The sequence below is a fragment of the Tamlana sp. 2_MG-2023 genome, from assembly GCF_030548465.1.
In the GTDB taxonomy this organism is placed as follows: domain Bacteria; phylum Bacteroidota; class Bacteroidia; order Flavobacteriales; family Flavobacteriaceae; genus Pseudotamlana.
This window is the reverse complement of record NZ_JAUOSF010000003.1, coordinates 125,810-149,834: the sequence shown is the minus strand read 5'-3', so window position 1 is coordinate 149,834 and position 24,025 is coordinate 125,810. Positions and strand designations below refer to the sequence as shown.

General features: G+C 33.7%; 22 protein-coding genes. 1 reads left to right on the top strand and 21 read right to left on the bottom strand.

Annotated features, from left to right (window positions below; genetic code table 11):
• Position 1: 1 nt before the first annotated feature.
• The 19 genes from Q4566_RS06015 to Q4566_RS05925 all read right to left on the bottom strand — a co-directional run bounded on the left by Q4566_RS06015 (position 2) and on the right by Q4566_RS05925 (position 20,787).
• Complete coding sequence (locus Q4566_RS06015; protein WP_303419624.1) at positions 2 to 1,489, bottom strand: MBOAT family protein; 1,488 nt, start codon at positions 1,487 to 1,489, stop codon at positions 2 to 4.
• Positions 1,490 to 1,494: 5 nt separating this feature from the next.
• Entirely contained in the window at positions 1,495 to 2,658 is a 1,164-nt protein-coding gene (locus Q4566_RS06010) for a glycosyltransferase family 4 protein (RefSeq protein WP_303419622.1), read from the bottom strand.
• Entirely contained in the window at positions 2,658 to 4,073 is a 1,416-nt protein-coding gene (locus Q4566_RS06005; RefSeq protein ID WP_303419620.1) for a lipopolysaccharide biosynthesis protein, read from the bottom strand. Before Q4566_RS06005 ends, Q4566_RS06010 begins: the two co-directional genes overlap by 1 nt.
• A 4-nt stretch (positions 4,074 to 4,077) precedes the next feature.
• Positions 4,078 to 5,334: a hypothetical protein gene (locus Q4566_RS06000; protein WP_303419618.1), complete on the bottom strand. Its 1,257-nt coding sequence runs from the start codon at positions 5,332 to 5,334 to the stop codon at positions 4,078 to 4,080.
• A 6-nt stretch (positions 5,335 to 5,340) separates the two neighbouring features.
• On the bottom strand, positions 5,341 to 6,033 hold the full coding sequence (locus Q4566_RS05995) for a cytidylyltransferase domain-containing protein (RefSeq protein WP_303419616.1): 693 nt from the start codon (positions 6,031 to 6,033) through the stop codon (positions 5,341 to 5,343).
• Between the two features lies 1 nt (position 6,034).
• Positions 6,035 to 7,084 carry a nucleotidyltransferase family protein gene (locus tag Q4566_RS05990; RefSeq protein ID WP_303419614.1) on the bottom strand — a complete coding sequence of 350 codons (1,050 nt, stop codon included), beginning with the start codon at positions 7,082 to 7,084 and terminating at the stop codon, positions 6,035 to 6,037.
• A gap of 7 nt (positions 7,085 to 7,091) precedes the next feature.
• Positions 7,092 to 8,246, bottom strand: coding sequence for a UDP-N-acetylglucosamine 2-epimerase (gene neuC, locus Q4566_RS05985; RefSeq protein ID WP_368506595.1), 1,155 nt, complete (start codon positions 8,244 to 8,246; stop codon positions 7,092 to 7,094).
• Positions 8,246 to 9,256 carry an N-acetylneuraminate synthase gene (gene neuB, locus Q4566_RS05980; RefSeq protein WP_303419612.1) on the bottom strand — a complete coding sequence of 337 codons (1,011 nt, stop codon included), beginning with the start codon at positions 9,254 to 9,256 and terminating at the stop codon, positions 8,246 to 8,248. Before neuB ends, neuC begins: the two co-directional genes overlap by 1 nt.
• A 5-nt stretch (positions 9,257 to 9,261) precedes the next feature.
• Complete coding sequence (locus Q4566_RS05975) at positions 9,262 to 9,885, bottom strand: acetyltransferase (protein WP_303419610.1); 624 nt, start codon at positions 9,883 to 9,885, stop codon at positions 9,262 to 9,264.
• A gap of 21 nt (positions 9,886 to 9,906) precedes the next feature.
• Positions 9,907 to 11,055 (bottom strand): LegC family aminotransferase, encoded by a 1,149-nt coding sequence (locus Q4566_RS05970; protein WP_303419608.1) that lies wholly within the window; start codon positions 11,053 to 11,055, stop codon positions 9,907 to 9,909.
• Positions 11,056 to 11,057: 2 nt separating this feature from the next.
• The gene (locus Q4566_RS05965) at positions 11,058 to 12,239 is read right to left on the bottom strand and encodes a UDP-N-acetylglucosamine 4,6-dehydratase (RefSeq protein WP_303419607.1); all 1,182 of its coding nucleotides are present in this window, start codon (positions 12,237 to 12,239) and stop codon (positions 11,058 to 11,060) included.
• Positions 12,240 to 12,355: 116 nt separating this feature from the next.
• On the bottom strand, positions 12,356 to 13,216 hold the full coding sequence (rfbD, locus tag Q4566_RS05960; protein ID WP_303419606.1) for a dTDP-4-dehydrorhamnose reductase: 861 nt from the start codon (positions 13,214 to 13,216) through the stop codon (positions 12,356 to 12,358).
• A complete protein-coding gene (gene rfbC, locus Q4566_RS05955; RefSeq protein ID WP_303419604.1) occupies positions 13,213 to 13,758 on the bottom strand; it encodes a dTDP-4-dehydrorhamnose 3,5-epimerase in 546 nt (181 codons plus the stop codon). The genes rfbD and rfbC overlap by 4 nt, the downstream gene beginning before the upstream one ends.
• Positions 13,759 to 14,625 carry a glucose-1-phosphate thymidylyltransferase RfbA gene (gene rfbA, locus Q4566_RS05950; RefSeq protein WP_303419602.1) on the bottom strand — a complete coding sequence of 289 codons (867 nt, stop codon included), beginning with the start codon at positions 14,623 to 14,625 and terminating at the stop codon, positions 13,759 to 13,761.
• 12 nt (positions 14,626 to 14,637) lie between these two features.
• Complete coding sequence (rfbB, locus tag Q4566_RS05945) at positions 14,638 to 15,693, bottom strand: dTDP-glucose 4,6-dehydratase (RefSeq protein WP_303419600.1); 1,056 nt, start codon at positions 15,691 to 15,693, stop codon at positions 14,638 to 14,640.
• Entirely contained in the window at positions 15,694 to 16,689 is a 996-nt protein-coding gene (locus tag Q4566_RS05940; RefSeq protein WP_303419598.1) for a hypothetical protein, read from the bottom strand. It lies immediately after the preceding gene.
• A gap of 7 nt (positions 16,690 to 16,696) precedes the next feature.
• A complete protein-coding gene (locus tag Q4566_RS05935) occupies positions 16,697 to 18,385 on the bottom strand; it encodes a DUF6909 family protein (RefSeq protein WP_303419595.1) in 1,689 nt (562 codons plus the stop codon).
• A gap of 45 nt (positions 18,386 to 18,430) precedes the next feature.
• Complete coding sequence (locus Q4566_RS05930) at positions 18,431 to 19,918, bottom strand: GH3 auxin-responsive promoter family protein (RefSeq protein ID WP_303419592.1); 1,488 nt, start codon at positions 19,916 to 19,918, stop codon at positions 18,431 to 18,433.
• Positions 19,918 to 20,787, bottom strand: a complete 870-nt coding sequence (locus Q4566_RS05925) for a M23 family metallopeptidase (protein ID WP_303419590.1) — start codon at positions 20,785 to 20,787, stop codon at positions 19,918 to 19,920. Before Q4566_RS05925 ends, Q4566_RS05930 begins: the two co-directional genes overlap by 1 nt.
• A gap of 168 nt (positions 20,788 to 20,955) precedes the next feature.
• Here Q4566_RS05925 and tatA point away from each other — a divergent pair, with 168 nt between their 5' ends.
• Positions 20,956 to 21,141 (top strand): twin-arginine translocase TatA/TatE family subunit, encoded by a 186-nt coding sequence (gene tatA / locus Q4566_RS05920; RefSeq protein ID WP_216066444.1) that lies wholly within the window; start codon positions 20,956 to 20,958, stop codon positions 21,139 to 21,141.
• A gap of 71 nt (positions 21,142 to 21,212) precedes the next feature.
• Here tatA and Q4566_RS05915 read toward each other — a convergent pair whose 3' ends face one another.
• Together Q4566_RS05915 and Q4566_RS05910 are read right to left on the bottom strand one after the other, a co-directional pair.
• Positions 21,213 to 22,202 carry a DUF4837 family protein gene (locus Q4566_RS05915; protein WP_303419585.1) on the bottom strand — a complete coding sequence of 330 codons (990 nt, stop codon included), beginning with the start codon at positions 22,200 to 22,202 and terminating at the stop codon, positions 21,213 to 21,215.
• Between the two features lie 184 nt (positions 22,203 to 22,386).
• A complete protein-coding gene (locus Q4566_RS05910; RefSeq protein ID WP_303419582.1) occupies positions 22,387 to 23,967 on the bottom strand; it encodes a lytic transglycosylase domain-containing protein in 1,581 nt (526 codons plus the stop codon).
• Positions 23,968 to 24,025: the final 58 nt, after the last annotated feature.

The following is a 24,025-nucleotide window of genomic DNA, read 5'->3' as shown; positions in this document are numbered from 1 at the left end:
ATCAAAATTGAAAATAAATAAATTGGGTAGCATCATAACCAGAACCATAGTAACCAAAAATGATCATAAAAAATATAACAAAGCTATAGGTACTCCACCTCACAAAAATATGTTGTTTCTTTATCCAATCGGATAATCTATATTTTCTTTGAACCAAATCAATAAATAACAGGAATAAAATAGAAAGTATAGCCAATTTAAAATCGTATTCATCGAGGCCTATATTATACAAAGATCCATCAAAAAACACCCATGGATTAAACTTAAACAAGTGTGTTAAAATGTACTTTGTGTCAGTAAAATTATTCGCTCTAAAAAATATCCAAGCGAAATCTACAAGAATAAAGGTAATGATGACATGATACAACTTGTAACTAAAGCTATCTCTTCTAATTTTTAAAAACTTTCCAATGCCTTTATTAAATTTAGAGAACTCAAAGCTTAGTACTTGAAATATACCATGGAGCACACCCCAGATTACAAAATTCCAACTTGCGCCGTGCCATAAACCACTTAATAAGAAAACAATCATGATGTTTCTATACCAGATTATTTTTTTCACTCGATTTCCTCCTAAAGGAAAATACAAATAGTCACGAAACCATCCTCCTAACGAAATATGCCAGCGTCGCCAAAATTCGGCTACAGATTTAGAAAAGTAAGGTCTTCTAAAGTTTTCCATAAGATCAAAGCCCATTACTTTAGCCGATCCTATGGCAATATCACTATAAGATGAAAAGTCGCAATAAATTTGAAAAGCAAAAAATACGGTTGCAATGGCTAATGTAAAGCCTTCAAATTGATCTGGATTATTATATACCGTATTGACAAAAGCAGCAAGTCTATCGGCTATAACAATCTTTTTAAACAGGCCCCAGCCAATAAGAATCAAACCTTCTTTCATCCTTTCATAGTTAAATTTATAATGTTTGGATAACTGAGGTAATAGATGTGTTGATTTTTCTATGGGACCAGCAACGAGCTGAGGAAAGAACGATACAAATAGTGCATATTTTGAAAAATTATGTTCTGCTTTAATATCTTCTCGGTACACATCCATAGTGTAGCTTAAAGCCTGAAAAGTGTAGAACGATATCCCTACTGGAAGTAAAACATCAAAATTAGGCACCCACCAATTCACACCAAAATGATTAAAAACACTGGTAAACGATTCATTGATAAAGTTGAAATACTTAAAGAAGAAGAGTATAGCTAGGTTTATTGTAAAACTAAGTGCTACCCACAATTTTTTCTCAAATTCCTTCTTTTTGAGGTTTTCCTTTAAATTAGAACGTTGAATTAAAACCCCACTTAAATAAGTAACCAATGTAGAAAAAAGCATTAAAATGGCATATTTCGGACTCCAGCTCATATAAAAATAATAACTAGAAATAAGCAACCAAATATATCTGTACTTAGCCGGTGTCATAAAATACACAGCTACAACAATAGGGAAATAAATTAAATAGGCAATAGAATTGAATAACATGCTTTTTAAATTTCTGAAAATAAATTATAGTATTCTAAAGCCGTGTTTTCAAGATTAAACTTCTCCATGAATTCTTTATTATTACTAAATGACAGTTCGTGTTTGTTGATGATGATACGATCTATGAGACGCGTCAATTCATCGTTATGGGTATTAAATGTTAACTCTGGGTTTTGACTCATGATTTCCTTTATGCCTCCATTTTTACTAGAAATAACCATTTTATTACTAATAATGCCTTCTAGAACAACTCTTCCAAATGGTTCATGCCATAGAGAAGGCACTATTAAAACATCCATTTTCTTATAAAATTCAGAACTGCTGGTATATCCTAAATATTCAATTTTAACAGATTTATTTATAGTTTTTAAGACCTGTAAATAATCTGGATCCACTTTTCCAGCAATCACAAGCCTCCAGTTGTCATGTTTTACTTTTGAAAAGCTTTCTAACATGAACTCAACACCCTTTTCCTTGTTAATCTGACCAATGTATCCGAAAACTACTTCATTAGAATCCATTAACTTAAAATCTTCAGCTTGGTAATTAAAATTAAATCCGTTGTAAATAACCTTTTTTTTAACTTGAGGAAAATAACCCTTTTCTAAATGATCTTGTAGCACGTATTGACTGATACCAACAACATAATCAATACCTGCAGAAGCTTTTTTCTTTTTAGAAGCATACAGCTTACACGATGTACAAAGCTGTACACAATTATGGTCTCCATTAAATTTGGTAGTTTTTGGGCACTGTAGATAATAATCTCTAATGGTATGAACCACCTTAACATTATTGAACTTGGCTAAATCCCAGAGTCTCACAGAGAAACCACCTAAGTTATTGGTAAACATGACATGAGGCTTAAAACTATTTAAAACAGTCGTAACTTTAGCATCGTATCTTTTATTGTAGACATCGTTAAAATGCCATTTTACCTTATTCAAGGTGCTTTGCTTAGCATCTGAAAATGGCCAAAAAACGTTTTCAATTTTCAACCTCCAAACCGTTATACCATTAACCTCCTCCTTGCCTTCAAATTCTCCTAAAGTTAAGATGGCAACTGTGGCACCTCGTTTCTTTAAGTTCTCTGCTAAAGCCTGCACTGATATTTCAGCACCGCCCACTTTATAAGGATGATATAAGGTGTTAACAATTAGAAGTTTCATTAAATTCCTTTCTGAATTAATTGTTTTATCGTCGATTTATACCCCATAATGACTACTATTAGCAGCACAAGGTAAATTACTATCTTAATAATTAAATTCGCGTCATCGTAAAAACTTAACAGCGAAACACTAAAAAATAGTAAGGGTACAAATATTAAAAACAATTCTGGATATTTTAGGTTTAAATACTTTTTATAAAAAAACTTTAGAGAAATACAAAGTATAAATTTCGCAAGAAGTGTTGAAACCGCGGCGCCAATAATACCAAACTGGGGAATTAAAAGGATGTTTAAAGCAATATTAATTGTTGCTGCCGAGATAGTAGAAATGGGAATAATCTTAGTCCCTCTACCTTGGATATCGTAAAATAGTGATCCTGCAAAAAAATAATAGACCCCATGATATACGAAGGCAAAGGCAATAAAAGGAATAACCACCCAAGCTTGATGATAAGATTCTGGGGTTACAAAAGCAATCACTTCTTTACCAAAGAAAGACAAGCCCAGAGCTATAAAACAATAAAAAAGCACCAGGAGCTTAGCAATTGTAGGAATATTTTTAACATTATTTGCTTTGACTTGCTCATTAAACCAAGGAACAAAGGCTTGGTTAATCCCTGAGGCTATTAAAAACACAATGGAACCAAAGGTACTACCTAGACTATATATTCCAGTTAAAGATGTAGATAATAGCTTATTTACAAACAACCTATCAATAACATTGGTAACCACACCAGATAAAGAATGTGGCACTAAAGGTAAGGCGTAATTTAGCGATTGTTTCAGTAGCGGGCGATCGATTCCAATCTTAATATCCTTACCGAATTTGGTTAATGTATAAATGAAAAATATAAAATTGGTTAAGGCTAAAGCGCCAATAACACCCAAAGCACCTAGCTCCAAAACAATCACAGCAATTAATAAAAAAGTGATGTTTGTAATAAAAAACAATAGGTTGTTTTTTCCAAACTGCGTGCCATTCTGTTTGGCCTGTAACGTATTCTGGTAAATAGTAAAAACAGGACTGAACAATGCCGTAATCATACCTACGAGCATGTATGGGTAGAAACTAATTTCATCAAGAAAAGGATCTAACACATATTGATGCGTGAGAAGTAAAACAAGAGTAAGGATAATACTAAACCCGAAAACAAAGGTGACAATAGTACCAAACAGTCTATTAACTTTATCTTCATCGTCTTTATACTCGTAATAAAACCGATTCAAACTGCCATTTAAAGACAGAAGATAAAAAACATTTAAAAAAGCATTAATTGAAGCCACTACCGATATGATACCATAATCGAAGGTGGTTAAATATACCGTAAGCACAGGAACCAAAAGAAAATTAATTCCCTTTTGCAATAAGTTAAGAATACTATATATTCCTGAATTCCTTAAAATTTTACTCTTCAATATATTAAGCCTTTAATGTTTTCAATATAATTTCAGAACATTTTAATGCCGATTTACCATAAAAATCCTTACCAATGGATGCGTTATAATATGTTGCTTTATGCTGTATGTTGGGTTTTAAAAGACTAAGCTCTTGAAGTTTTAAACTTAAGGCCTCCATAGTTTTAAAATCTTCAACCAAACCTTGAGAAATATAACCATAGGAATCATACTTGTAACCTTCTCCAAAAGTATAATAACAAGGGTAGACATTTACCAATACAGCTTCTAAATGTATAGAAGAATCACTAGCAACCAAGCCATCTATTCTATTTAAAAATTCAAAGGCACTTTCTTCTTTCGGATTAGAAATTTCAACCCCAGAAATAATGGGCAATACCCTTTGGTCGGCTGGATGAGCTCTTGCTACAACTGTTAAATTTGGGTTTTCTGCCATTAATTGGACTAAGAATTTAGAAATAAATTCAAGATCATCAATAAGGTTATATGCTACGCCTAAAATTTCTAGCTTATCGTTAGTATTAACGCAATTGGCGTAAGAATCAAATTTAGGCATACCCACCAAATACACTTCAGATTTAACTTCGCCACAGGCCTTATATTTATTCAGTGCATCATCACCTTCTAGTAAAGCGTAAATAAACTCTAAAGGCGGAAAATTATTGGTTACAGAGGCGTGTTGTATGTAGTAAGTATGAATTCCAAGATGATTTGCGGCCAATAACAATGACCTTGAAGTTACCATATGATCATTTGTAAAAACAATGGCCTGAGGTTTTTTCTTTTTTAATAACCTCACGCTAGCTTCATAAGTACCATTCACAGTAAATAACATATCATAAAACCTCCGAGCGGTTACTTTATCATTTAAATAAAATTTAAACCAAGTTAGGGGATATATTAAATCATATAAAAATTTAATGCCCAAAGAAAAAGTATGGAGATTTGCGTTTAAGCTTGAACGAAACCTAAAATACGTCACATAAATAGAATGCGGCGTTTGTTCTTTTGTCGCCTTTAAAGCTTGAATATTATTTTCTGAAAGTATTAAAAACCAGATTTTAGACTGTGGAATTCTAGAAGCTTTAAACATGCGAAGAAAATCAGCTACTAAAGTTTTCCCTACCAGCTTTATTTTTTTTATAGGCACTCTAGGAGACAAATCTTCAATATAAGATTCAGGCAAAGTATCAATAACACGTTTCCACATGTATATAATATTATGCCATCTATTTATAAATCCTTTTTTGTCTTTCGTCATCCTCACTTAATTATTTGACGATTTATTTTCTTTCATAAATATCTCACACATTTTAAAATCATCAATAGTATCTATATCAATTGATGATTGTCTGGGCATGATATAAGAAAAGGAATTTTCGGTGTAATACTTATTATTAAAAAGTAATTCCTTTTTAAATATATAAATGGCACCATTTGGGTAATATGTTGATCTTATCTCTTGACGGTTTTTAAGGTAGTCTTCTTGAAATATGTCTTCAAATTTACCATCTTCTGTAATAAACTTGTGCCAAAAAATAGGATGTTCTTCTTTGCAGTAACTAATAACAGAATCAGCTTGATTCAAATTAAACAAATGTGCGGCATCATCTATATGCTGTGCCGTTCTTAAAGGACTAGTGGGCTGAAGTACTACTATTTCATTAATTACCGATTGCTGTTCCTTTTCCATCCTTTGGATCGTATATTGATAAACATCAATGGATTTAGCATCATCTCCAGCCAGATAAGAAGGTCGCATAAAAGGAACTTCGGCACCATAGTTCTTTGCTACTTTAGCAATCTCTTCTGAATCTGTACTCACAATAACTTTTGAAATTGCTTTAGAATTAACAGCAGCTTCAATGGTATGAGCTATTAATGGTTTACCATCAAGCATCTTTATATTTTTACCTGGTAGGCCTTTAGAACCTCCTCTTGCAGGGATAATAGCTAGCATATTATAGTTTTATATGTTTAATATCCTCCTGAGCCTTAGCAAAATCTTCGTGTTTCCCAATGTCCAACCAATATCCGTTTATAGGATAGGTAATTAACTTATTATCCATGGCTAGTACTTTTTCCATAAGGTCAGTAATATCATAAAATTCACCTTTAGGAATCATGTCGAGCAATGACTTTTTTAGAATATAAATTCCAGCATTAGAATAATATCTGTACTTCGGTTTTTCTTTTAATGTTTTAACAAACTGCTGATTATCGGTTTCCAATACGGCATAAGGAACATTTACTTGATAAGTGGTTGCTGCAACAGCCATATCGGCACCAGACTCTTTAAAAGTTTTATAAAAATCGGCAAAATCTATATTGGTTAGCAAATCACTATTCATAACAATTATTTCGTCATGCTTAAATTCATTTACCAACAACACCGACCCAATGGTACCCATAGGTTTATCTTCTTTTACATATCCAATGTTGATATTTTTTGAAGTTCCATCGCCAAAATATGCCTCTAGCTGATCACCCAAATAATTTATGCTTAAATGGATATTTTCCACACCCACTTGAGCCAAACGGTCAATATTGTATTCAATAATAGGCTTATCTCCTACTTTTAATAAGGGTTTTGGGGTGTTTTCAGTGAGTGGTCTTAAACGCATGCCTTTTCCTCCTGCCATGAGCACGGCATCTAATGGAAGTAGCGTAGAACGGTACTTAAAATTTAAAACATCTACAATTTGATGATCGGTATTTAATATAGGAATAATTTTAAAGTGATTATTTTTGAAGTTTTCCAGTTTTTCTTGGTTAAACTCATCCTCAAGAATAAACTTAGGTGATTCTTGAACAAAATCCAGAATAGCATTTTCAAAACCCAAACCTTTAATAAACCCTCTACGTAAATCACCATCGGTTAAGGAGCCTAGTAACTTATTTTCTTTATTGGTAATAAACAAAATAGCATCAGAAGCTAATGTATCTAATTGTACAAGTGCTTCTCTTACTGTACTATCTTTATAAATAAAATGCTTTTTATATTCTTTCATTATGCTCTTAATTCAAATCAAAAAAAGGTTTCGTTTGAAAGCTTTCTAAATTTATTTTTTTTAATACATCCATAATTTTATGACAACTCCCTCCATTATCATACGGGTTTATAATACGTGCCAAATCTTTTTTAAATGTATCTTGTTTTATTTGGCTGAAGGCCTCTAAAATATCTTGTTCATCAAGGTTTGAATTTACAACAGAACGCGCTTGAATTCTTCCTTTTTGACGATTGCCTATATTTATAGTAGCAGAATTTAACGAAGGTGCCTCCAAGATTCCACTAGAACTATTCCCTATAATCGCATCACAATATTGTACAAGCGATAAAAAACGTAAGTTACCTAATGAGGTGAAAGCGGTGGCTTTATCAATATTCTGACTCACATATTCATCAATCATTTTATTAATAATCCTGCCACCAGTATCTGCATTAGCTTTAGTAAAGACAAAGAAACTATCTTCTTGTTTACTTATCGCATTTAGCAAAATTTGGAATTGATTTTCTGGAGATTCTTTATCTAAGGTTGAAGGATGAAAAGTCACTTGATAATTATATTTTTTAAATTTAATATCAAGGTTTTCTTCTAGTTCTTCTTTAGTTAGAAGTTTTAAGTTTTTAATGCTATCTAGACCAATAGCACCCACGTTAAAAACATTTTTTGGGTTTTCACCTAGCTGAATGATTCTATTTTTATAAGCTTCGGTTGAAGCAAAATGAAGATGACTCATTTTTGTAATAGAATGACGGATGGCGTCATCATAAGCGCCTTCAGTTATTTCACCGCCATGAATATGTGCTATAGGAATATTAAATATTAATGCCGAGGAAGCCACTGAAAGCATTTCATACCTGTCGCCTAAAATAAATAACAAATCAGGATTTAATTCTGCAAAAGCATCAGCATAACCAACCATACCCATGCCCATTGATTTTACAATAGAAGAAGAGGTGTCAGCAGATAAAAGCATTTCTACTTTTTTATCTATCTTAAATCCATCGGTTTCAATAATTTTATAAGTCAGTCCGAATTCCGGCGACAAATGTGCCCCGGTAACCAATAGCTGAAGCTGCCAGGTGGCCTCGCTTTGAATGGCCTGCATTAAGGGTTTTAACAAACCATATTCTGCTCTAGTTCCTGTTGCAATACAAATCTTCATTATAATTCTATTAATTCATCTTCAGAAAAATCTCTTATGGCTTTGCTTCCAATAACCTGATCCCATTGCATAGGAGAAATACCGTTTCCAGGCCTTTTAACAGTGATATTTTCTTCACTTAATACATCGCCTAGTTTCACCGCTGTTTTTGCAACAATACTTTTTCTTGCGATTTCTATATTTTTTTTTTCTGAAGCCGAAGGTTTTTTCACCCCGTCGCCAGAAATGGCTTGTTCTATATTTCTTACACCAGAAACCATTGCTTTTAATTCATTAGGCTCTAATGATGCTTTATGATCAGGCCCATCCATGGTTTTATCTAAGGTGAAGTGTTTTTCTATAACGGTTGCTCCTAGAGCTACAGCCGCTATAGGCACTTCAATACCTAAGGTGTGATCTGAATACCCAACGGCGGTTCCCATTTCTTCCTGAATATTGAGCATCGCCTTTAAATTTACATCTTCCATAGGTGTTGGATATTCGGTATTACAATGTAATATTGTAATCGCGTCTTTTGACACCCCTTCTTCAAGAAAAACATTTACGGCTGCACGTATTTCATTCATTGTGGCCATGCCTGTTGATAAAACTACCTTTTTAAAAAGTTGAGCGGCCTTCCTTAAATAAGGTAAATTAGTGATTTCTCCAGATGGAATTTTCACTAATGGTAAGCCAATATCTTTTAAATATTGTAAAGATTCTAAATCAAATGCGGTTGAAAAAAATTGAATATTTTTCTTTTTACAATAGGTGATTAATTGCTCGTGCTGATCATGAGACAATTCTAACTTTTTAAGCATTTGATATTGAGACTCCTCTGCATTCCTAGTATTATCTATTTGGTAAGCTGCCTTTTTTGCAGATTTAGAGACTAGGTTTTCAGATTTAAACGTTTGAAACTTCACAAAATCAACACCTGCATCAACCGCTGCATCTACTAGTTTAAAAGCATTCTCTATATCACCATTATGGTTTACACCTGCTTCAGCTATAACAACTACTTTTTGCATATCACTTATTTTAACTTTTTTAAAGGTGTTCCAGCATAAACACCTTCGTTTGTACAATCACTAATAACAATACTCCCTGCGCCTAATACGATATTATCACCAATTTTCACGTTATTAGAAATACAAGACATACTTCCTATAAACGTGTTATTTCCTATTTTAGAATCACCATTGACGGCTACATTTGTAGATATATGGCAATGATTTCCAACCGATACATCATGCTCTATGATAGCTTTGGTATTGATAATACTATTTTCTCCAATTTTTGCACCAGTATTAATAACGCTATGATGCATAATCACACTACCTTTTCCTATTTTAGCATACTTTGACACCGTTGCTGTTGATGAAATGATGGTTTCAATGTCGGCATGAATCGCTACTAAATTTTCAAAAATAGTTCTTCTTAATTTGGATGATTTTATCTGTCCCGCGGTCACCAAAAAAGAACAGCCCTCATTTTTATATTTTAAGTAATCGTCATCGTTGCCTATGACTTCATAATTTAAAATCTTATCTCCTAATTTAGAAGGTAAGTCTAGAATGCCTATAATATGATACTTATCTAAAGATTCGATCACGTCAATGCAAGATTTGCAATGACCGCCACCTCCTATTAAGACCATATTTTTTTTACTCTTTATCATTTAAGGTCTATAACTACTCGGTATATTAACTACTCTTTTTTCAAGCCATTTACTGTTTTTTAAACCATCATGTTGACAGCTTTCAAACATGGGTAGTGTAGACATCAAATCCCAAATAGGGCGTGTCATCACACCTTGATCATTAGTGAAATTCAGAAAAGCATCTCTTGTTTTTTCATCTTTTAAAACTAAGGCATTTAACCAATAGTTAGCTTTCGTATCTTTGGGTTCTTGAGCAAAATCTAAGCCTATTTCTTTAAAAAAGGCTGTATATTTTTCGGCTAAATCTCTTTTATTTTCTACAATCGCATCCAATTGTTCTAACTGCGCACAGGCAATTGCAGCATTTACATTTGGCATTCTATAATTATAACCTATGGCGTCGTGTCTAAATTTCCAACGGTGAGGCTCTTTAGCCTGCGTGGTTAAATGTTTGGCTTGTTTTGCTAAGGCTTCGTCATTTGTTACCAAAGCACCACCGCCGCCGCAAGTAATGGTTTTATTTCCGTTAAAGCTAAATACCGCCATATCTCCAAAACCTCCTGTATGTTTGCCTTTAAAATAACTTCCTAAAGATTCTGCGGCATCCTCAATCAAAACGATATTCCATGTTTTACAAATAGCAACTATTTCATCTATTCTTGCCGGAAAACCAAAGGTGTGCATAGGCACACAGGCTGTAATTTTTTTTCCGGTGGTTTTATTATATGTAAAACCATCGGGCTTTTTAACAGCATGCTGCTCTAAAAAATTCTTAAGCGCATCTGGCGAAAGCCCCATAGTGTCTTTGTCTACATCAACAAAAACAGGCGCGGCACCAATGTAACTTATTGCATTTGCCGTGGCAATAAAGGTTAAAGCCTGAGTGACGACCTCATCTTCTGGCTTTACATTGGCTACCAACAAGGCCATGTGCAGCGCATTGGTTCCGTTTACGCAAGCTATGGCGTATTTTGTACCCGTATATGCTGCAATCTTTTCTTCAAATAAGTTAACGTACTCACCTACTGAAGACACAAAAGTTGAATCTATACAATCGTTTAAATATTTCTTTTCATTTCCTCCAAAATGAGGCGCATGTAAAGGAATAAATGCTTCGGTTTTGAAGGTATCTTGAATAAAATTAACGGTATCCTGAAACTGCTCCATAATTACATTTTGGCATCTAAATACTTCCCAGTTTCTTTATGATTAAAGTTGGGAATCATTTCATTAAATAAATTTACTATATCTGTTTTTTGCCATGCTCCATTTTTTCGCATTCCAGAAATGGTGTCTTCAAACATTTTCAACTTATCATCTTCTACATGAAGCTCGTTTTTTATAATTCCTAGATTATTAAAACGCTGCATGTCTAAGGTTTCATTATTTGTAAAAAACTCTTCAAAATCTTTTTCTCCAGTAGTATCACTTGTAGTAAATAAACAAGGCCATTTTTTCTGCTGAGACAACTCGTGAACTTTAGCTCTAGCTTCATCTTCAGTTGCAACAATAACCGGTTCATAACCTAAATTTTCAAGGTACTTTTCAGCAATTTGTGCGAAGGTAATTAAGTGTAAATTTTCACTCAGTTTCGGAAAAAACACATCTCTATTTTCTCCAAATATGGTAGACATCAAACATAACTCTCCTGATTCTTTAGGTACAACAAAATACCTTTTTATATCTAATGGTGCTACTATGGGTTGTTTCTTTTGGATTCGTTGATTAAAACCATGTAATAAAGACCCATCGGAAAAGGCCACATTTGCAAACCTAGCTGTAGATAAATTAATATCTTGACTTCTTCGCATTAAAAACATTTCCATAATACGTTTAGAAGCCCCCATCATGTTTACAGGGTTAGCCGCTTTATCAGTAGAAACACAAAAATACTTTTTTGTGTTATTTTCAATGGCTTGTAGTAGGGTTTTATCGGTGTTAAAGACATTCACATCAATCATACGCATTAATGTAAAAGGGTCTTTTTCACTTCTTACATGCTTCAAAGCTGAAAGATTCAATACATAATCATATTTCCCATCGCTTTTTATAAAAGCATCAAAAACAGTAGAACCAATATCTAAAGCAAAGGTTTTAAACTCTCCGGATATATATCCAAAGGAGCTTCTAATATCGCGTACAAGCTCTACCAGATTATTTTCGCTGATATCAACAACATGTAGTTTTCTAGGGTTTCTTTTAAAAATTTCTTTAGTTACAGCTTGACCTATAGAGCCCGCTCCTCCTATTACTAAAAAACTAGATGAAGATACGATTTCGCTTAATTCGTATTCATTGCCTATAATATCGGCTGTAAATAACTCCTTTTCTCTTCCTATTAAATTGAGCATATCCATTTTCTAAATACTTTATGAGTACGTGCTGCAAAAATAAGATATTAGTTTTCCTTTACAGCCTATCCAGCTATTAATTAATAGGATTTAAACCTGGAATATAAAGAATATGCTTAAGATTTAACGCTTTTCAATGCAACTTTAAGACTTTCCCTCCAATCTAATGGGTTAGTATCTAAACAATCCACGATTTTGTCTTTACTTAAAACACTATATGACGGACGCTCAGCTGGCGTAGGGTAACCTTCTGTAGTTATTGAGGTTAACTTTACCTTGCTGTCTGCGAACTCAAATACAGCTTTTGCAAAATCATACCAACTGGCTACCCCCTCGTTGCTATAATGATACAATCCAAAGTTTTGATTGTTAGAATTAATCACTTTTAAAATAACCTCAGCCAAATCTTTGGCATACGTAGGTGTACCTATTTGATCACTTACCACACTTAATTCATTACGAGTTTCAGCCAATCGCAACATGGTTTTCATGAAGTTATTCCCATGTTCGGAGTATAACCAAGATGTTCTGAAAATAAAATACTGATTTAGAGTAGCTTTTATAACTTCTTCGCCCTTCAGCTTAGAAGCTCCATAAACACTTAAAGGATTTGGGGTATCTTCCTCTTTGTAAGGGACATCATGATTTCCATCAAACACAAAATCTGTTGAAATATGAATTAAAATCACCTCGTTATCCTTGCATGCTTTTGCTAGATTTTCCGGACCTTCAGCATTTACTTGAAAGGCTTTTTCAACTTCGGTTTCAGCTTTATCAACAGCGGTGTAAGCTGCACAGTTTATACAATACTGAATCGATTTGTTCGTTTCAAAAAAAGCTTGCACTTTACTTAAGTCACAGATATCCAACTCTAAAGTATCAGTATAAATGAAGTTGATATTTTGATATTGAGTCTCTAAATCTTTAATACAATTGGCTAGTTGTCCATTTGCTCCGGTAACTAAAACTTGTATCATAAATCTAGATTTTCTAAGGTTGGGAGTATTAAATCTTTCTCTGAAATAATCAATTCATCAGCGTTTAATTGCCAATCGATATTAAGGGTTTTATCGTTATAAATAACACCGCCTTCTGAAGCCTTATTATAAAAATTATCACATTTATAAGCAAACAAAGCGGTTTCACTGAGCACTACAAAACCATGTGCAAATCCTCGTGGTACGAATAGTTGTTTTTTATTTTCTTCAGACAATTCCACAGAATAGTGTTCGCCATAAGTCGCTGAGTCTTTTCTCAAATCTAAAGCGACATCTAATACTTTTCCTTTTATGACACGAACCAACTTGGCTTGTGCAAATTCTCCTTTTTGAAAATGGAGTCCGCGTAATACCCCTTTTGAAGAATATGATTCATTGTCTTGAACAAAATTCACGTTACAACCAATTAAATCATTGAAGTTTTTTTGATTATAAGACTCTAAAAAATAACCTCTTTTATCTTCAAATACAGTAGGTTCGATAAGGAAGCATCCTTTTAGTTTTGTTTCTGTAAGTTGCATTTATTTATTTTTCAATAGCGCTAATAGATTCTTACCATAACCACTTTTAAGCAAGGGTTCAGCGAGAGCTTTAAAGGCAGCCTCAGTAATATAGCCCATTTCATAAGCCGCGGCTTCAATAGCTCCAATTTTTAAGCCTTGTCGTTCCTCAATAACTTCTACAAATTGCGAGGCTTGCATTAAAGACTGAAAGGTTCCTGTGTCTAACCAAGCCGTACCACGATCTAAAATACTCACCTTTAAACGCCCCTGTTCAAGATAAACCCGATTAACATCTGTAATTTCCAACTCTCCTCTTGGGCTTGGCTCTATATTTTTAGCAATATCAATAACACTATTATCATAAAAGTAGATTCCTGGTACCGCAAAACTTGATTTTGGTTTTTCAGGTTTCTCTTCTATGGAAATCGCCTGACCTTGGTCGTCAAATTCTACAACGCCATAACGTTCAGGGTCATGCACACGATAAGCATAAATAATACCACCATCGGGATTATTATTGGCTTGAAGCAAGTCTGAAAGCCCTGTTCCATAAAATATATTATCTCCTAAAATTAGAGCAACCTTATCGTTTCCAACAAAATCCTCCCCAATAATAAAAGCTTCAGCTAAGCCATTTGGCTCTTCTTGTACGGCATACTCAAAACTGCAACCGTATTTTTTACCATCTCCCAAGAGGTCTCTGAATAAAGGTAAATCTTTAGGTGTGGATATAATTAAAATTTCATTAATCCCGGCATACATTAATGTCGATAGCGGGTAGTAAATCATGGGCTTATCGTAAATAGGCATGAGCTGCTTACTTACCGATAAGGTTAACGGGTGTAATCGCGTCCCGGATCCTCCTGCTAGAATTATTCCTTTCATAATAATATCAAATTAACTGTATTGCTTTTCATAGTATTCTTGATATGTCCCACTAGTTACACTATTAAGCCAGTCTTCATTATTCAAATACCAATCAATCGTTTTTTCAAGGCCTTGTTCAAAAGTTACAGAAGGCTCCCAACCCAATTCATCTTTAATTTTTGAAGCGTCAATGGCATATCTTAAATCATGTCCTGGTCGATCTTTCACATAAGTGATTAATTGCTCCGAAGTTCCAGATTCTCTCCCTAGCTTTTTATCCATTTGCTCACATAACAATCTCACCAGGTCAATATTTTTCCACTCGTTAAATCCTCCAATGTTATAAGTTTCACCATTAATTCCCTTATGAAAAACTAAATCTATGGCTACAGCATGATCTATTACATACAACCAATCTCTAGTATAATTACCATCACCATACACAGGAAGAGGTTTATTCTGGATAATGTTATTTATAAATAAAGGGATTAACTTTTCGGGAAATTGATTTTGTCCATAATTATTAGAACAATTCGTTATCACGTAAGGTAAATTATAAGTTTCGCCATAAGCACGAACAAAATGATCTGAACTTGCTTTTGATGCAGAATATGGTGAATTTGGATCATACGAAGTCGTTTCTGTAAACAAACCTGTTTGACCTAGTGTTCCATAAACCTCATCGGTACTCACATGATAAAAGCGTTTGTTCGTAAAATCAGACCTCCAGGCCTCTTTACAGGCGTTTAATAAATTCATGGTACCAATAACATTGGTTTTGACAAAGGCTAAAGGATCTTCAATGGAACGATCAACATGTGACTCGGCTGCTAAATGAATTACAGCATCAAATTGGTAATCTTTAAAAATTGAGTTTATAAACTTTTCATCTATAATATCCCCTTTAAGAAAGCTATAATTAGATTCCTTTTCTACATCCTTTAAATTCTCCAGATTCCCCGCATAAGTAAGAGCATCTAAATTAAATATGTGATAATTAGGATACTTTTTAACAAAAAGTCTAACAACGTGTGAGCCGATAAACCCGGCTCCACCAGTAATTAAAATATTCTTACCTAACTTCATTTATTTTAATAATTCTTTTGATTTTCTATTTAAATAAACAATAAACGTAAATAGGAAAAATAAACTAACAAACACTATAGGGAGTACTTTGGTCATGTTAACAAATAGACTTTCACTATCCCCTTGAACGCCTCCAAAACTTATTATACTTATAACATCTTGTTCTTCTAGAAGATCAATTGCTGCAGCTTCGTTTTCTTTTAAAAGTGAAATTCTTAAACGCATCGCGTCGCCTATATTAAGGGCACTGCCTTCTGCATTAAAAATAGTAGTCGTACTATTTTTATCTGTTTCTTTTAAAAGAGATTTAGAGTAATTACTTATTAGCTCATTGATTTGAGATAATTGATTTTCATTTTTTTGAATACGTAATTCTAAGTTTTTATTACTAACATTCTTAAGTTCCTGAAAATAGCTATTACTATTTATTATTTGCAGTATTTTTTTTGATAGTTCAATCCCAAGATCTGAATTATCAAAATAGAAAGTGATTTTATGATTAAGAGATCTTTTCTTTATCAACTCTGCTCTAACTCCCTCTAAAGCAAATTTTTCTGTTGGAAATGCTTTTAATAGTTCTAGATATTGTTCCCTTTCATCTTCTTCAATAACTTCATTTTCGATTTCCTCTATCTTAAAGTTAAAACCTTTTAAATCTTCTTCATCAATTTGAAGTTTTGTTAAAAACAGTGAATCTCTATTACTAATATTGTTTTTAATTTCATCAACCTTATTATACAAATACTCTTTACTTCCAAAGTTAGACCTTACAATAACTTCATTTTTAAATTTTTTGGTTACAATTTTGGACAACCCAATACCTATTACCAGACCTAAAATAATTAATACAACTAATCTTATTAAGTTCTTTTTAAAGAATAGAAAAACTCTAAGAAAAGCCTTAAATAAATTTCTAAAAAAATTCCCAATAAGCTTAAAAAGATCTCCTAAATCAATCTCATCTGATTGTTTTGGCTCTATTGCGTTTTTACTCATAATAATATTAATTAAGTATTTGTTCTAATATGGTTTTTGTTATTAAATATGTAGGTTTTACTCCAGATGCCCCTAACCCTCCTGATGCTAATGTTGCACCAGTCTCTAGTGGATTATCACTTGCATAATAAGCGTATCTTACTTTTACCTTTTCACTGATGCTTCCTCTTACCTTTGAAGCTGCTTGAATGGCTTTTTGGTAATGCGCACCTTCCATTTCTAATCCTATAACTCGCCAAGTTGAGTTATAAAAGAATTTTAAAATGTCTTTATTTTGTAATGATGTTCCTAAAACGGTTATCATAGAACCTTCATAAACCGATACCCCTTGACCTTCTAGATCTTCTTTTTTAAGCTCATTATAAAAAGGATAATTGTCCGCTGTACCTTCAAAAATATGTGCTGAAGGAATCATTATATCACCTTTACCACCTTCTAAAATTCCTGCTTTCCCCATGATAGAAACTGAACCTACGTTCAAATGAATTTCGTCATCCTCAACTTTATAGGGTTTCAACAGCTCATCTATAGTTTCATAGGCCTGCTCTCCAAAAGCATAATCCATGACCAAAATAACAGGCTTTTCATCATTTATAATAGTTTCAGAAACTTCAATGCCAAGTTTGGAAGCATCAAATTTAGCTGAATCAAAAAGCTGAACATCAATATTAGCACCAGACGTGTCTTTAATATAAATCATACCATTTTGCATGGCTTCTTTAGATACTTTATGACGTGAGGCTTCGTTTTCTGACTGGCTTAAGGACTCGTAGACTTCAAAAACGTCCTTTTTAGCATTTTTTAATTTTAAGGCATTCTTTGCGAAAAAGGTATTCATAACACTGTGCATATTAGCACTAATAATATGAATAGGCCGCCCTAATAAATCTTCTTTAAAAAGTGTTTCCTTTATGGTGTTTGCCCACACTTCGCCATGAATATGATGACCGATACGCTCTCTCAATACCGGACTAAACGTAATGGTTCTTTTATCGTTATTAATAAGTTCTTCTATCGCTAATTTACCCAACCAATACACGATGTGTAAAAAGCGTTCTGGCTGTGATGCTATTGCAAAAGAAGTGTATATCGTTTTTATTTCATTAAAAGTACGTCCTAAGATATTCGCAGCATGGGTAATAGCGACTTCACGTTCTTCTCTAGTCAGTTTCTTTTTAGATAACACCGCTTTTTCAAGCTTCACCCAATCTCTTGTAGTGGCGCCATCTTCATCAATTAAAACGCGCTGACCAATTTTATGAGATTCAATAAAAATAAAAGTGAGATGGGTTAAAATATCATAAATTTCCGATCGTCCTCGTGTGATTTCAATGTTCATCTGTTCGTCATCAATGCGATAACAATTACGACGACGCTTTTTAGGAACTATGGTTTCAAAATGGGAGTTTGAATAGCCTTCATCACTCGTTAAATTGATAAATGTACACTCTTCAATACCTTGAGGTAAGCGATCGATGACATAAAGTAGTCCTTCTAGCTCGGCTTTTTCTTCACCGACAGAACCATAAATTTCTGGTCTTAAAAGTAAAAGCGACTCCCTTAAAGTTTCCCCAGAAATCCCCATAGGCTTATAAAACCCACGATTAAACAAATGACGCATAGTAATATACAGCCGCTCAATCGCGTTAGAACTCTCTTGAGCTCTGGTTCTTGTATGTCGTTTATTGTGCGTCATGAATACTATTAAATGCTCGCCAAAGATAACATTATTGAGCGAATCTTATTGCGGAATGCCTTCAACAATTTTTCGGTCGTTAGACAATCTCGGAATTTTATTTTGTCCGCCCAACTTCCCTTGCGATTTCATATACGCTTGAAATCCGCCTTTTTTCACTTTAGTTATTTTTAAAGGCTGCAAAACTTTACCTTCAATTAAATCGAAATAATAGCTGTTTTGTTTTTGAAGCGAGGCGTCTAATTTTTGCGCTAATGCGGAAAGATCTTCTGGTTCATTTTCAAATTCGATAAACCATTCATGATAAGGCAAACCTGATTCTGGCGTAATTTGTGGCGCCACCGTAAATTCTGAAACCCGAATATCGGAACCTTCAGTAGCCTCTTGCATCGCCTGTTCCACTTCTTTACCAATAACATGTTCACCAAAAGCTGAAATAAAATGCTTGATACGCCCAGAAACAATAACACGATAAGGTTTTGTTGAAGTAAATTGAACGGTATCTCCTAAGTTATACCCCCAAAGCCCAGCATTTGTAGAAATAATCATGACATAATTAACATCAACTTCAACATGTTTAATGGTAAGTCGTTTTGGCTTTTCACTAAAAAATTCATCTGCTTTAATAAACTCGTAAAAAATACCTGAATTTAACAAGAGTAACATGCCCTTTTCATGCTGCTTATCTTGGTAAGCAAAGAAACCTTCACTTGCAGGATATAATTCAATACTATCTACTTTTCTGCCAATAAGATTTTCAAATTTAGCACGGTAAGGTTCATAATTAACACCTCCAAAAATGAACAAATTAAAATTCTTGAATACATCACCAACAGGTTTTCCTGTTTTCTGCTGAATTTTTTCAAAATACATTTGAACCCAAGAAGGAATCCCTGAAATAACAGTCATGTCTTCTGGAAGTGTTTCCTCAACGATGGCATCTACTTTAGTCTCCCAATCATCTATACAATTTGTTTCCCAAGAAGGTAAACGGTTTTTCTGCAAATATTTCGGAACATAATGCGCTACAATCCCAGATAATCGGCCTAATTGTATGCCGTTTTGCTCTTTCAATTCTGGACTACCTTGCAAAAAAATCATTTTACCATCAACAAACTTGGCACTGCCCGTTTCATTAATATATAATAAGATAGCATTTCTTGCTGCTTCTACATGATTAGGCATGCTTTCCTTAGTTAAAGGAATATATTTCGCCCCAGAAGTCGTTCCCGATGTTTTTGCAAAATATAAGGGCTTGCCTTTCCATAATATATCAGACTCTCCTGCAACCACACGTTCCACATAAGGTTTAAGCGCCTCATAGTCACGAACAGGCACACGTTTTACAAAATCAAGATGGTTATTGATGCTTACAAAATCATGATCTTGACCAAAAGCCGTACTTGTAGCCTGAGATATAAGTTCCTGAAACACCTTTTGTTGTGTTTCCACAGGATTATTAGCCCATTTCTGAACTTTTTTATTTATAATTTTTGCAAACGGTATTGCTAAAGCAGATTTTATTGATATCATTATTTAAAATCGATAAAGTTTGTGGGATTAATTGGGTACCCGTCGTTCCAAAGCTCAAAATGTAAATGTGGCCCTGTTGATAATTCTCCTGTATTTCCAGCGGTAGCTATCACCTCCCCCGATTTCACTAAATCGCCCTGAACTTTTGTTAAAGCAGAACAATGTTTATAAATAGATATTAAACCGTGGCTATGCTCTAAAATAATGACATACCCCGTACTAGCTGTCCATTCAGCAAAAATCACAACCCCATCGGCTGCGGCCTTTATGGGCGTGTCTTTAGCAACAGCAACATCTACGGCATAATGTTTTTCTTTTGGCTTGTATGTTTCACTAATTTCGCCATTAACCGGTGGAAACAAAACAAAGTTTGTGGCCGATGTGGCCGATTCAAATAAATTGTATTTATCTTCCTTATCTACTTTCTCACGTAATAATGAATCTTCAGCAATCGGTGTAAAATCCACTTCTCCTGCTTCAATTTTTACAGCATTAATAATGGAATCTCGATTAAAATCAACCGTACTCACATCACCTGTTAACACCTTTTTTATAGAACTATAATAACGATTATTTAAAATAATAACTTGCTGTAAGGAATCTGTTTTATAGCTTAATTCAGTAGCCTTTTTTTTCAATGCCGTAGAAGAATATCCAGGAATATATTCTCTTAAAGGTGTTAAAGCTATAATTAAATACGTAATAGAAATAAAAAACACCGCCATTAACGACCCCATTACGAATACGTTTAATCGCGTGAGCTTGAATGAAAGGCGTTCTTCAAAAGTATTTTCATTAAGAATCACTAACCGGTATTTATCCAGTAGTTTTTTTATTCTTTTTTTAGGTTTCTTTTCTTTATCTGCCATGCGCTGCAAAAATAGATAGAATTTATGAAATAGTGGAGTTCTTCAAGCAAAGACTGGCATAATTCCGAAAGAGAAAACTCGTTAGAATGCATACCAAAATGCTAAAGTTATGCTTAAAACGCTATTATTAAACTTTAATTATTAACTTTGTTTTTTAAATTAAATATTATGAACTTATATATGTTACCATTAGCCATCGGACCTTGGCAAATCGCCTTAATTGTCGTGGTTGTTTTACTTTTATTTGGAGGTAAAAAAATTCCAGAATTAATGCGTGGTTTAGGTAGTGGCATTAAAGAATTTAAGGATGCTAGCAAAGAAGATGAAGAAACTAGTATTGATAAAAAAGACTAGTGTAATTCATTTCAATTGATACAAAAAAGACCAGCAAATAGGATTTGCTGGTCTTTTTTGTGTCTTTACATTTAGATTGATAAATCGATTTTAACGGATTTTATAATAGATTCCAATTCTAACATATAATTTCTTTTTTCAACCGAAGGTGCGAATGAAAACCCTTCTATAACCACCCAACGGTTATTAGCTTTGTCTTCAATCGCATAATTTATAAATGGACCGGCCATAAAGGCATTTTTAACATCCCAAATACCTCTAGTTTCGATGGCTGGTTTATTATCTATAATTGTTTCTGTTATATACGGCGCATAAGCATCTTCAGTAACCATATAAGAACCTTCTACTGGGCCTTCAATATAAGTTTTCCCCACGGAATCTCTTATCTTAATAATTTGGCTCACTAAACTATCATTTCTCTTTATAGCGTTTAAAGGCAATTCATAAAGCATTAAATTATTAGTCCCTGTAGTGATGTCTTTTCTAAACCAGAAAAAATCTTCAGTCTCAGTGGCTTTTCTATAAATGGATGCAAATTGCATTGTTAACCCTAACTTTTCCTGAATAGATTTAAAAGTATGTGGCGATTTCATCATTTGACGTTGACGCTCCGCTAACTCTTCACCTCTAAAGATCTCTATAATTTTCGATTCGTTTTCTGAAAGCACTTCAATAATCTCTTCTTTAGTTTTTCCAGAAACCGTAATCACTTTTTGTGGCTTCGCGTAAACATTTGTGGCAATATTAAAACCTTTAGCATTTTTAGGATTTATGATTAAAACTGTTCTGTTCTTTGTTACAAACCCAGAAAAAACTGATGATGGAATCTGACTAATACTAAACATAGGTTCGTCTTGAGGCAAGCCGTAAATAGGTTTTGTTAACACCGTACGGATGGCATCACCTACACGACCCTCCCAAAGATCATTTTCGGTAACTACCGATACATTATTAATGGCTCCAGAAGCATCTGGAAGAAAATCTTCATTAGATTTTTTTTTCGTTTCCCCGCAAGAAATAAGCAGCAATAAAACGATGGCAGAGCAAATCATGTTTCTCATAATACAAGTCTTGTGTTTAAATTATACCCATTTAATTGTATAATGTCGTATTTTTAATTTGAATTATTTTTTGTTCAGATAAAATAGAAAATTCAATCATAGCAGTAGCTACGGTTTTATTTTATATTGAAATATGGACGAAAAAGAAACAAATTATATGCGATATTATAGGGTTAAAATGGTGTTATCCTTTGGAAATTTTTAATTTCATTCCTGGTTTTAATTTATTCCCACTAATACCGTTCCAATCTATAATATTTTGAACAGAAACTCCAGAAAATTTTTGAGAGATACTCCAAAGTGAATCACCATCTTTTACCGTATACACCAATGCCTCCCCCGAAATTTCTTTTATACTCGTGTTACTTGAGCTTGCAGAAGTTGCCCCTTGCGGGTGTTTGGGGTAAATAGTAATACGCTGACCAATATCAATATTATTACTTCTTAAACTATTCCAACGTTTTATATCACTTATTCGAACACTATATTTTCTAGCAATCTTACCGAGGTAATCGCCAGATTTTACACGATAAGTAACTTTATTGCTTGTCTTAGAATACTGCGGCAAAGGTTTTTCACGCTTATTTAATTCCGTTTTTGCGTAATGATAAACCTCAACTTCGTTATTCACAAATTTACCTACAGCCTCAATTGGTAATCGCAACACATAATCCTCGTTTTTCACATACGGGATAATATCCAATTTATAAGACGGATTTAAAAACTGTAATTCCTCAATGGGCGTTCCTGTAACTTTTGAAACATGATCGAGCGTAATCATGTGCTTCACTTTAACCGTATCGGTTTGGAAATAAGCAATTTCAGGATTTGGTTTTGTAAAACCATGTTCCTCAGCATATTCAAAAATATACATGTTAGCTAAAAAGGCTGGTAAATATCCTGCGGTTTCACGCGGTAAATTATGACGGATATTCCAGTAGTTTTTATAACCTCCAGAACGCCTAATCGCTTTATTTACATTTCCTGGCCCTGAATTATACGCTGCCAAGGCTAGGTCCCAATCATCAAAAATATCATATAATCTTGATAAGTATTTTGCTGCTGCTTCGGTAGACATAATGGGGTCACTACGCTCATCAACATAACTAGTTACATGTAAACCATAACTTTTACCTGTAGTATACATAAACTGCCATAGGCCTGTTGCGCCTACTCTTGATTTAGCCCTTGGTTTTAAGGCTGATTCAACCACCGCTAAGTATTTTATTTCTAGCGGAATGTTATGCTTATCGAGTTCCGTTTCAAACATAGGAAAGTAAAACGCACTCAAATTAATAAGCCTTTGCAAGGTTTTTGGCCTATTCTTTAAATAGGATTTTATAACGCTTTCTAGTGCCGGATTGTATTCTACATTAAAAGGTGTTCTTGCATTAAGTTCCTTTAAACGCGCTTTTAGTGTATCGGTAGGTAGTTCTGCATATATAACAGGTTCGTAATCAAGTTCAGCGACACTTTTAGAAATGGTATCATAAAGGTCATGACTCCTATACAATTCATCATGCCACTTTTTATCAAACTTCTCTACTAATACGTGGTCTTTTAAGTTGTTTATTGAAAAACTATCAACAGCAATAGTTTTTGCAGCCGTTTGGCTGACATCTAATAAAGTATCTTTAATTGGTGTGTTCTCAACTCTTAATGAGTCTTTACTAGAATTCTTTTTAAGAGAAGTTGAATCTTGCACTTGAGAGAAGCCAGTGCTTATATTGAGTACTACGAAAAGTATAAAAAAACGAATTGCCATAAAATCTATATCAATAGTTATTGAACGATATTATGGCAAAATTCGTGTATTTTACGCT